The organism is Nocardioides sp., from assembly GCF_024509035.1.
GTDB lineage: Bacteria > Actinomycetota > Actinomycetes > Propionibacteriales > Nocardioidaceae > Nocardioides.
The window spans coordinates 30,737-40,245 of the sequence record NZ_JANINT010000110.1; the positions used below are offsets into that span (position 1 = coordinate 30,737).

General features: G+C 70.9%; 13 protein-coding genes and 1 tRNA gene. 10 read left to right on the top strand and 4 right to left on the bottom strand.

Annotation, left to right across the window (positions count from 1 at the left end):
- Both Q0L15_RS09130 and Q0L15_RS09135 read right to left on the bottom strand, forming a co-directional pair.
- The gene (locus tag Q0L15_RS09130; RefSeq protein ID WP_296603799.1) at positions 1-678 is read right to left on the bottom strand and encodes a response regulator transcription factor; all 678 of its coding nucleotides are present in this window, start codon (positions 676-678) and stop codon (positions 1-3) included.
- On the bottom strand, positions 675-1,829 hold the full coding sequence (locus Q0L15_RS09135) for a histidine kinase (protein ID WP_296603800.1): 1,155 nt from the start codon (positions 1,827-1,829) through the stop codon (positions 675-677). The genes Q0L15_RS09130 and Q0L15_RS09135 overlap by 4 nt, the downstream gene beginning before the upstream one ends.
- A gap of 130 nt (positions 1,830-1,959) precedes the next feature.
- On the opposite strand from Q0L15_RS09135, the gene Q0L15_RS09140 reads away from it, so the two are divergent.
- Genes Q0L15_RS09140 through Q0L15_RS09165 form a run of 6 tightly spaced genes read left to right on the top strand, consistent with a single transcriptional unit; the run spans position 1,960 to position 6,405 of the window.
- Positions 1,960-2,862 carry an ATP-binding cassette domain-containing protein gene (locus Q0L15_RS09140; RefSeq protein ID WP_296603801.1) on the top strand — a complete coding sequence of 301 codons (903 nt, stop codon included), beginning with the start codon at positions 1,960-1,962 and terminating at the stop codon, positions 2,860-2,862.
- Positions 2,862-3,677 (top strand): ABC transporter permease subunit, encoded by an 816-nt coding sequence (locus tag Q0L15_RS09145; protein ID WP_296603802.1) that lies wholly within the window; start codon positions 2,862-2,864, stop codon positions 3,675-3,677. The genes Q0L15_RS09140 and Q0L15_RS09145 overlap by 1 nt, the downstream gene beginning before the upstream one ends.
- 1 nt (position 3,678) lies before the next feature.
- A complete protein-coding gene (locus Q0L15_RS09150; RefSeq protein WP_296603803.1) occupies positions 3,679-4,464 on the top strand; it encodes an ABC transporter permease in 786 nt (261 codons plus the stop codon).
- Between the two features lie 20 nt (positions 4,465-4,484).
- Positions 4,485-5,207, top strand: coding sequence for a ribonuclease PH (gene rph, locus Q0L15_RS09155; protein ID WP_296603805.1), 723 nt, complete (start codon positions 4,485-4,487; stop codon positions 5,205-5,207).
- Positions 5,204-5,833 (top strand): RdgB/HAM1 family non-canonical purine NTP pyrophosphatase, encoded by a 630-nt coding sequence (gene rdgB / locus Q0L15_RS09160; RefSeq protein ID WP_296603806.1) that lies wholly within the window; start codon positions 5,204-5,206, stop codon positions 5,831-5,833. The genes rph and rdgB overlap by 4 nt, the downstream gene beginning before the upstream one ends.
- Complete coding sequence (locus Q0L15_RS09165) at positions 5,830-6,405, top strand: lysophospholipid acyltransferase family protein (RefSeq protein ID WP_296603807.1); 576 nt, start codon at positions 5,830-5,832, stop codon at positions 6,403-6,405. Before rdgB ends, Q0L15_RS09165 begins: the two co-directional genes overlap by 4 nt.
- Before the next feature lie 18 nt (positions 6,406-6,423).
- Here the strand turns inward: Q0L15_RS09165 and Q0L15_RS09170 are convergent.
- Positions 6,424-6,505: transfer RNA gene (locus tag Q0L15_RS09170), tRNA-Leu, on the bottom strand.
- A gap of 378 nt (positions 6,506-6,883) precedes the next feature.
- Positions 6,884-7,384: a thioredoxin-dependent thiol peroxidase gene (gene bcp, locus Q0L15_RS09175; protein WP_296603809.1), complete on the bottom strand. Its 501-nt coding sequence runs from the start codon at positions 7,382-7,384 to the stop codon at positions 6,884-6,886.
- Positions 7,385-7,489: 105 nt separating this feature from the next.
- On the opposite strand from bcp, the gene Q0L15_RS09180 reads away from it, so the two are divergent.
- The 4 genes from Q0L15_RS09180 to Q0L15_RS09195 form a co-directional block, all read left to right on the top strand.
- Entirely contained in the window at positions 7,490-8,176 is a 687-nt protein-coding gene (locus tag Q0L15_RS09180; protein WP_296603810.1) for an energy-coupling factor ABC transporter permease, read from the top strand.
- Positions 8,173-8,448 (top strand): PDGLE domain-containing protein, encoded by a 276-nt coding sequence (locus Q0L15_RS09185; RefSeq protein WP_296603811.1) that lies wholly within the window; start codon positions 8,173-8,175, stop codon positions 8,446-8,448. Before Q0L15_RS09180 ends, Q0L15_RS09185 begins: the two co-directional genes overlap by 4 nt.
- A gap of 1 nt (position 8,449) precedes the next feature.
- On the top strand, positions 8,450-9,118 hold the full coding sequence (gene cbiQ, locus Q0L15_RS09190) for a cobalt ECF transporter T component CbiQ (protein WP_296603812.1): 669 nt from the start codon (positions 8,450-8,452) through the stop codon (positions 9,116-9,118).
- Positions 9,115-9,509 (top strand): ATP-binding cassette domain-containing protein (locus Q0L15_RS09195; RefSeq protein WP_296603814.1); only part of this gene is annotated, 395 nt, incomplete at its 3' end. The genes cbiQ and Q0L15_RS09195, both read left to right, overlap by 4 nt.

Consider the following 9,509-nt stretch of genomic DNA (forward strand, 5'->3'; position numbering starts at 1 on the left):
TCAGCTCAGTCCAGCGTCGTGAACACAGATCGCGATCTGGACCCGATTGGTGACCTGGAGCTTGTCGAAGAGCCGTGACACGTGTGCCTTGACGGTCGGCACCGAGAGATAGAGGTCGCGGGCGATCTCGGCGTTGCTGAGGCCGCGACCGACGGCGAGGGCGACGTCGCGCTCCCGGTCGGTCAGCAGGTCCATGCGGGCCAGGGCATCGGCGGTGCGGGCCGCGGCGAGGTCCTCGGCCGCGTCCGGCTCGTCGCGGAGCCGGCGGATCAGCGTGCGGGTGACGGAGGGGGAGAGCATCGGCTCGTCGTCGACGACCTTGCGGATCGCGTCGATGATCTGGGGCGGTGGGGTGTCCTTGAGCAGGAAGCCGTCGGCGCCCGAGGCGAGGGCTTCGACGACGTGCTCGTCGGCGTCGAAGGTCGTGAGCACGATGACCCGGGGCGGGTCGGGGTGGGCGTGCAGCTCGCGGGTGGCGCCGAGGCCGTCGAGCCGCGGCATCCGGATGTCCATGAGCACGACGTCGGGGCGCAGCTGGCCGGCCAGGCGCACGCCTTCGTGACCGTCGGATGCCTCACCGACGACCTCGATGTCGGACTGGCCGCCGAGCATCAGGGCGAGTGCCGAGCGGACCAGGGGGTCGTCGTCGACGAGCAGCACGGTGGTGGCCGCGGTCATGCCGCCCACGGTATCCATCCGTGGAGCACGAACATCGACCCGTCCCTCCCGGCCTCGAGCCGTCCGCCGCGCAGCTCGGCCCGTTCGGAGAGCCCGACGAGGCCGAGGCCGGCGCCCGGCGTGGTGGTCCTGGCGAAGCCGATCGGGTTGCGCAGCAGCACGTCGACCCCGTCGTCGGCGGATCCGCTGACCCGCACGCTCACCAGTGCACCCGGCGCGTGCTTGCGAGCGTTGGTGAGACCCTCCTGCACGATCCGGTAGACCGTGCGACCGACGGCGTCGGGCGGCTCGCCCTCGACGAGGTCGACGAGCTCCACGTGCAGCCCGGACCCGCGCGCCTCCTCGATCAGGCCGGCCAGGTCGGCGTACGTCGGCTGGGGTCCGCGCAGCCGCTCGCCCGTCGTGCCGTCGCGCAGGACGCCGAGCACGCTGCGCAGGTCGGTGAGCGCCTCGTGGGCCTTCTCCTGGATGACTGCGGCGCTCGCCCGCATCTCGTCGGCGCCGAGGTCCTCGCGGAACGCCAGCGCCCCGGCGTGCATCGAGATCTGCGAGATCCGGTGGGCGAGGACGTCGTGCATCTCGCGGGCGATCCGGGCCTGCTCGTTGCTCCGGGCACGCGCGACGCGCAGCTCCTGCTCGGCCTCGGCCCGCTCGGCGCGGCTGCGCAGCGTCCAGATCAGCTCGCGCCGGGAGCCGATGTACATGCCCCAGCCGAGGATGCCGGCCGTGGCGACCCCGTTCGCGACCAGGATGATCCACAGCGGATCGTCGGTGGTCGCGGTGAGCGTGCTGTAGACCTGAGCGCACGCGAAGCCGAGCAGGCCGACCACGACGAGCTGCTTCCACCGGCGGTGGGTGGCGACCGACACCGACGCCAGGACGGCCGGTCCGGAGGCGATGCCGGACACCGCGCCCACGAGCGAGAGGGTGACGGCCACCAGCATCGGGAACCGGCGCCGGTAGAAGACCAGCACGTAGGCGCCGACGCCGAGCACGACGTCGGCGATCCACCACAGGTCGCCGGTGTCGGCCTCCGCCTCCCAGGCCGGCAGCCAGGTCAGGGCACTGATCGCGAGCATGAGGACCGTTCGCCAGGTATGGCCCCAGGCCCGCAGACGGGGCTGGTACTCCTCGGGCGTCGGACGGTCCACGCCGCCAGGCTAGGGTGCCGCAGCCTCGGCCGGGACGCTGCCGGGGTCGGCGGCGCCCCCTACTTTGGTCTGGCGGCCCGATCCGCGTGGCCGATGCGATCCCGCGCCAGGGTCGGGCAGGGTGGACCCCATGATCACGGTCGAAGGACTCACCAGGAAGTACGGCTCGTTCACTGCGGTGGACAACGTGAGCTTCGTCTGCCAGCCGGGCCGGGTGACCGGCTTCCTCGGTCCGAACGGCGCCGGCAAGACGACCACGATGCGCGTGATGGTCGGGCTGACGCCGCCCACAGCGGGGCGAGTGACGATCGGTGGGCACCTCTACAGCGACATCCCCAACCCCGGCCGCCACGTCGGCGTGCTGCTCGACGCCTCCGCCCAGCACGCCGGTCGCACCGGCCGCGAGATCCTCGAGCTGGGCGCGCGCACGATGGGTCTGCCGTCCTCCCGCGTGGACGAGATGCTCGAGCTCGTCTCGTTGACGCCGGTCGAGGCCAAGCGGCGGCTGCGCAACTACTCCCTCGGCATGAAGCAGCGCCTCGGCATCGCGCACGCCCTCCTGGGCGATCCGTCGGTGCTGATCCTGGACGAGCCCGCCAACGGCTTGGACCCTGCGGGCATCCGCTGGATGCGAGGGCTGCTGAAGGGCTACGCCGAGCGCGGCGGCACGGTCCTGCTCTCGAGCCACCTGCTCCACGAGGTGGAGCAGATCGCCGACGAGATGATCCTGATCGGCAACGGCCGGATCGTCGCCCAGGGCGACAAGAAGTCGCTGCTCGCCAACGCCGGTGACTCCGTCGCCGCGTCGTTCGTCACCGCGCTCGACAACGAGCGGCTCGCCCAGGCCCTCCAGGCCAAGGGCATCACGGTCGCGAAGGCCGGAGAGGGCCTGCGGGTCGAGGCCGAGACCGTCGAGGTGGGTCGCACCGCCCTCGAGAGCGGCGCTGTCCTGACCGACCTGCGCTCGGCCGAGGGACGCCTCGAGGACCTCTTCCTCGAGCTGACGGCCGAGACCCAGCGAGAGGCCGTCTGATGAGCATCAGCTCGGGTGCAACGCCCGCCCTGGGCCACTCCCTCGACATCTCGAGCACCCAGCCCACGCCGTTCCTGCGTCTGGTCCGCACCGAGCTGCGCAAGACCTGGGACACGCGAGCCGGCTTCTGGCTGCTGCTGTCGACCGCGATCCTCACCGGCCTGGTCATGGTCATCCAGCTGTGGGTGGTGCTCGTCCAGGACCTCGAGGTCAGCTACAACGACTTCCTGACCTCGACGAACTTCTCCATCGCGCTCCTGCTGCCGGTCATCGGCATCCTGCTGCTGACCAGCGAGTGGAGCCAACGCACCGCGATGGTCACCTTCTCGCTCGAGCCTCGTCGGCCGCTGGTGATCGCGGCCAAGCTGGTCGTCGGGATCGCGCTGGCGGTCGCCGCGGTCGTGATCGCGCTCGTGCTGGCGACCGTGTGCAACCTGCTCTACGGCGCGATGTCGGGCTCCGAGGTCGAGTGGGACCTCAGCGTGCTGCAGACGTTGTCGTTCGTGCTGCTCCAGGTGATCGGCATGCTCACCGGGTTCGCGTTCGCCGCGCTGCTGCTCAGCTCGCCCGCGGCGATCGTGCTCTACATGGTCTACTCCTTCGTCCTGCCGTCGATCTTCGGCATCGGAGCGGCCCTCATCGGCTGGTTCGAGGACCTGCAGCCGTGGATCGACTTCAACGATGCCCAGACGCCGCTCATCGACGCCACGATGACCGGCGAGGACTGGGCGCAGTTCGCCGTCTCGGGGTTCATCTGGCTGGTGATCCCCCTGGCCATCGGGCTGTGGCGTGTGCTGCGCGCCGAGGTGAAGTGAGATGACGGCCATGACGCTCGACCTCAGCGGGACCGAGCCGACCCCGTTCGGACGGCTCCTGCGCGTCGAGCTGCGGAAGTCCTACGACACCCGGGCAGGGCGGTGGCTGCTCATCTCCATCGGGCTGCTGGTGCTGGCCGCCGAGACGATCGCCCTGGCGGTGACGACGGTGCAGGACGAGGCGATGCAGTTCGGTGACTTCGTCGGCACCGCTGCGTTCCTCACCTCGTTCCTGCTGCCGGTGCTCGGCATCATGGTGCTCACCACCGAGTGGACCCAGCGCACCGCGATGGTGACCTTCGCCCTCGAGCCGCGCCGGCCCCTGGTCATCGCCGCCAAGGCGATGGTCGGCGTCGTGCTGACGCTGGCCACCGTGGTGGTCTCCACCGTGATCGGTGCCGTCTGCAACGCCCTCTACGGAGCGATCGAGGGACACGTCGACTGGACGTTCGGCTGGAGCGACTTCGCGGCGTTCACGATCACCCAGGTGCTCGCGATGCTCGGTGGCTTCGCCTTGGCGGCGCTGCTGCTCAACACGCCGGCGGCGATCGTGGTGTTCTTCGTCTACAAGTGGGTGTTGCCCGGGCTCTTCGAGGTCGGCGCCCAGCTGATCGGCTGGTTCGGCGACCTGCGTCCGTGGATCGACTTCCAGATGGCGCAGAACGCGATCTGGGACTGGTCGCACTCCGCGGGGGACTGGGGTGAGCTCGTGGTCTCCGGGTTCCTGTGGCTCGGGGTCCCGCTCGTGTGGGGCATCTGGCGGGTGCTCCGCGCCGAGGTGAAGTAGCCCGCCGTTACAGTCGGCGCATGACCGCACGCGAGGACGGCCGCGCCGACGACGAGCTCCGCCCGATCACCATCACCCGGCACTGGCTCGACCACGCCGCCGGTTCGGTGCTGGTGGAGTTCGGCAGGACGAAGGTGCTGTGCGCCGCCTCCGCCTCCGAGGGGGTGCCGCGGTGGCGCAAGGGGTCGGGGCTGGGCTGGGTGACCGCCGAGTACGCCATGCTGCCGGCGTCGACCAACACCCGCTCGGACCGCGAGTCGGTCAAGGGGCGGATCGGCGGGCGCACCCATGAGATCAGCCGGCTCATCGGCCGGTCGCTGCGTGCGGTCATCGACTACCAGGCGCTCGGCGAGAACACCATCCAGCTCGACTGCGACGTGCTCCAGGCCGACGGCGGCACGCGCACGGCCTCGATCACGGGCGCGTACGTCGCGCTCGCGGACGCGGTGGCCCACCTGCGCTCGACCGGCGCGCTCACCGGCGAGCCGCTCACCGGCTCGGTGGCCGCGGTCAGCGTGGGGATCATCGACGGCGTACCCCGCCTCGACCTGCCCTACGTCGAGGACGTGCGGGCCGAGACGGACATGAACGTCGTGATGACCGGCGACGGCAAGTTCGTCGAGGTGCAGGGCACGGCGGAGGGCGCGGCGTTCGACCGAGCGGAGCTCGACGCGCTGCTCGCGCTCGCCGAGAAGGGCTGCTCCGACCTGACGCGGTTGCAGCACGAGGCGTTGGCTCGATGAGCGGACCGGCGGCGGGCCCCCGGGTCTTCCTGGCGTCGCGCAACCGCAAGAAGATCCAGGAGATGGAGCGGATCCTGCGCGAGCACGTGCCGGGTCTCGTGGTCGTCGGCATCGACGACCTCTCGGAGGCCGACCACTACGACGAGCCGGTCGAGGACCAGCCCACGTTCGAGGGCAACGCGCTGCTCAAGGCGCGGGCCGGCCGGGCCGCCACCGGGCTGCCGTCGCTGGCCGACGACAGCGGGCTGTGCGTCGACGCGCTCAACGGGATGCCGGGCGTCCTGTCGGCTCGCTGGGCCGGTCCGCCCAAGAGCGATGCCCGCAACAACGAGCTCCTGCTCGCCCAGCTCGCCGACGTGCCCGACGAGCGCCGGGGCGCCCACTTCCAGTGCGCGGTCGCGTTCTGCCACGACGGCGGCGAGGAGCTCACCAGCGGGGTGATGCCGGGCCGGGTCATCCACGAGGTCCGGGGGACCGGCGGCTTCGGCTACGACGTGCTGTTCGAGGCCGACGACCGCCCGGGCCTGACCACCGCCGAGCTCAGCGTCGAGGACAAGGACGCGATCTCCCACCGTGGGTGGGCGCTGCGCCGGATGGCGCCGATCGTGGGCCGGGTCCTCGGATGAGGAGGCACTTCTTCGTCCGTCGCAACCTCGCGCGGCTGATCCTCAAGCTCGCGCGCTGGAAGACCGTCGGCCAGGTGCCGCGCAAGGGCATCCTCGTCGGTGCTCCGCACACGTCCAACTGGGACTGGGTGCTGACGATGCTCCTCGCCTGGGACAACGACGTGCAGATCCGGCTGCTGGTCAAGGACGCGTTCTTCAAGGGTCCGCTCGCGCCGATCATGCGCGCCAGCGGGGCCGTCGAGCTCGACCGGTCCAACCCGGGCGCCACGATCCGGGCCCTGATCGCCGACGCGGCGACCGACGAGACCTTCCTGCTCGGCATCGCCGCCGAGGGCACCCGCAGCAAGGGGGAGTACTGGAAGTCGGGCTTCTACCGGATCTCCCAGCAGACCGGTCTGCCCGTCACGCTCGCGTTCGTCGACGCCCCCACCCGCACGGTCGGTTGGGGCCCGACGTTCGAGCTCACCGGTGACGTCTCGGCCGACATGGACCGGATCCGTGCGTTCTACGCCGACAAGCGGGGCATCAAGCCCGAGGGTGCCACCGTGCCCCGCCTCCGCGAGGAGGACTGAGCCCGGGGCCCGAGTGGGTGCCGAAGGGGGGACTCGAACCCCCACGCCCGAAGGCACGGGTACCTAAAACCCGCGTGTCTGCCAGTTCCACCACTTCGGCGAGGCGCTCAGTCTAGGGAGACCGCCTCCAGGCGCCGAGTCGGTGCAGCTGCCGGTGCGAACGACGCCGCGTCGGCGCAACTGAAGGTCATCGGCCTGCAGGCGCGCCGACTCGGGCTCGCCTGTCGCGCGTCGGTGCCCGACGCGGGTTGTCGAGGTCTGGTCGCCGGGAGGTCATACGTCCTGGTCGCCGGGGCAGCCACCTCGGATGACCTCCGCGGGGGTTCTTTGGGAGGTCATACGTTCTGGGGGTCCTAGCACCCGGAACGTATGACCTCCCGGCGCACGGCGCCACCGGGCGGACGTCGTCCCACCCACCAGCCGCAGGCAGCCGTGGTCGGCCCCAGGTCCAGGTGCACAGGCGAGCGCGACCACATGATCAGGCGCCGTTGTGGGGGTCCTCGTCGGCGTGGTTGAGCTTGAGGTCCTTGCGGAGCTTGGCGACGTGGCCGGTGGCCTTGACGTTGTACTGGGCGAGGAAGACCTTGCCGTCCTCGTCGACCACGACGGTGGAGCGGATCACGCCCTCGACGGTCTTGCCGTAGAGCTTCTTCTCCCCGAACGCGCCGTAGTCCTGCATCACCTGCTTGTCGGGGTCGGAGAGCAGCGTGATCGTCAGGTGGTCGCGCTCACGGAACTTCGCGAGCTTCTCCGGCTTGTCCGGCGAGATCCCGAGGACCTCGTAGCCCTCGGCCTTGAACGAGTCGAGGGTGTCGGTGAAGTCACAGGCCTGCTTGGTGCAGCCCGGCGTCATCGCAGCGGGGTAGAAGTAGACGATCACCTTGCGTCCGAGGAAGTCGGACAGGGCGACCTCGGTGCCGGTGTCGTCGGTGAGGGTGAACTCGGGGGCGGTGTCGCCGGGGGAGAGGCGCTCGGTCACGGGTCGGTCTCCTTGTTGCGAACGATGTGCAAGAGCGTAGGGTGGGCACGTCTCGGGCCCGCACCCAACCTACTGGCCGCGACCCACCAGCCGAGCAGGAGAGCCATGCACGTACCTGACGGGTTCCTCGACGCCCCGACGTCCGCCCTGACCGGCGCTGTGGCCGTCGGTGCCGTAGGCCTCGCGCTGGTCAAGGCTCGCGACGAGCTCGACGACAAGACGGCGCCGATGGCGGGTCTCGTCGCGGCGTTCATCTTCGCCGTGCAGATGCTGAACTTCCCCGTCGGCGCCGGCACGAGCGGCCACCTCATGGGCGGAGCGCTCGCGGCGGTCCTGGTCGGACCCTGGACAGCCGTCCTGTGCGTCAGCGTGGTGCTGCTGGTCCAGTCGCTGCTCTTCGCCGACGGCGGCATCACCGCGCTCGGCACCAACATCGTCCTGATGGCCCTCACGACCGTCCTGGTCGGCTGGCTCGTCTTCCGGGTGCTCCAGCTCGTGCTGCCCAAGCGCATGTCGCTGACCCCGGCCCAGGCGGGCGTCGCGGCGTTCGCATCCGTGCCCGTGGCGGCCTCGGTGTTCGTGCTGCTCTACGCCGTCGGTGGCACCGCGGACATCCCGCTCGACACCCTGCTGACCGCGATGTTCGGCGTCCACACGCTGATCGGCGTCGGCGAGGGCGTCATCACCGGCCTGGCCGTCGGTGCGATCGTGGCGGTCCGCCCCGATCTCGTCCGCGGCGCACGGCCCCTCCTCGAGTCGCGTGAGCTGGTCATCAGGGGGGCCGGGTCGTGAAGCGCGTCTCGACCACGTGGGTCGTCCTCGGCATCGCGGTCGTCGCGCTGGTGCTGGCGGGTGTGGTGAGCCGGTTCGCCGACAGCGACCCCGACGGCCTGACCAAGGTCTCCGAGGACCATGGCTTCGCCCACACCGAGAAGTCCCGCGACGGCCTCGTCGGCGACTACGGCAGCGTGACCGGTGTCGTGGGCGTGCTGGTCGTGCTGGGCGTCGCCGGCGGGGTGACGTACGCCGTCCGCCGCCGCGGCCCGCGGGACGAGCAGGCCTGAGGTGGGTGCGGGACACGGCCACAAGCTGCACTTCCACGGGCACTCACCGATCCACCGGGCGCCGGCGCACCTGAAGGTGCTGGCCCTGCTGGCGTTCGCGATCGTCGTGGTCGCGACGCCGCGCGACGCCCACCCGCTCTTCGTGGCGTACGCCGTCGTGCTGGCTGTCGTGATCGGCGTGAGCCGGGTGCCCCCGACGTACCTCCTCAAGCGGACGGTCGTCGAGCTGCCGTTCGTGGTGTTCGCGGTGCTGCTGCCGTTCGTCGCGACCGGGCCGCGCACCGAGGTGCTCGGCGTGGCCGTCAGCGAGCACGGCCTCGAGGCCGGCATCGCGCTGCTCGTCAAGGGCACCCTCGGCGTGCTCGCGAGCCTCACGCTGGCTGCGACCACCGAGCCGCAGGACCTGCTCCTGGGCCTCGAGCGGCTGCGGGTGCCCCAGCAGCTCGTGCAGATCATGGCGTTCATGGTGCGCTACCTCGACGTCGTCACCGACGAGATGCACCGGATGCGGATCGCCCGTGAGTCCCGGGGCTTCTCGGCGCGCGACCCCCGCCACTGGCCGGTGCTCGCGAAGTCGGCGGGAGCGCTGTTCATCCGCTCCTACGAGCGCGGCGAGCGGGTCCACCTGGCGATGCTGTCGCGCGGCTACACGGGGAGACTTCCGAGGTGAGCACCCCCGTCCTCGACGTCCGCGGCCTGGCCTACGCCTACCCCGACGGCCACCAGGCGCTGTTCGGGGTCGACCTGCACGTGCACCGCGGCGAACGGGTCGCGCTGCTCGGCCCCAACGGGGCGGGCAAGACCACGCTCGTGCTGCACCTCAACGGTATCCTGACGGCCGGAGCGGGCTCCGTCGCCGTCAGCGGACTGCCGGTCGAGAAGGCCAACCTCCAGGAGATACGTCGACGGGTCGGCGTGGTCTTCCAGGACCCCGACGACCAGCTCTTCATGGGCACGGTGCGCGCCGACGTGGCGTTCGGGCCGGCCAACCTCGGCCTGCGCGGCACCGAGCTCGACCGACGGGTGATGCACGCGCTCGAGCAGGTCGGCATGGCGGAGTA

What these genes read in the sequence shown, in the direction of transcription:
- rdgB (WP_296603806.1), top strand. Translation starts at nt 5,204, where the DNA reads ATGAGCGGACCGGCGGCGGGCCCCCGGGTCTTCCTGGCGTCGCGCAAC.
- Q0L15_RS09150 (WP_296603803.1), top strand. Translation starts at nt 3,679, where the DNA reads ATGACGGCCATGACGCTCGACCTCAGCGGGACCGAGCCGACCCCGTTC.
- Q0L15_RS09140 (WP_296603801.1), top strand. Translation starts at nt 1,960, where the DNA reads ATGATCACGGTCGAAGGACTCACCAGGAAGTACGGCTCGTTCACTGCG.
- Q0L15_RS09145 (WP_296603802.1), top strand. Translation starts at nt 2,862, where the DNA reads ATGAGCATCAGCTCGGGTGCAACGCCCGCCCTGGGCCACTCCCTCGAC.
- Q0L15_RS09180 (WP_296603810.1), top strand. Translation starts at nt 7,490, where the DNA reads ATGCACGTACCTGACGGGTTCCTCGACGCCCCGACGTCCGCCCTGACC.
- Q0L15_RS09130 (WP_296603799.1), bottom strand. Translation starts at nt 678, where the DNA reads ATGACCGCGGCCACCACCGTGCTGCTCGTCGACGACGACCCCCTGGTC.
- rph (WP_296603805.1), top strand. Translation starts at nt 4,485, where the DNA reads ATGACCGCACGCGAGGACGGCCGCGCCGACGACGAGCTCCGCCCGATC.
- Q0L15_RS09165 (WP_296603807.1), top strand. Translation starts at nt 5,830, where the DNA reads ATGAGGAGGCACTTCTTCGTCCGTCGCAACCTCGCGCGGCTGATCCTC.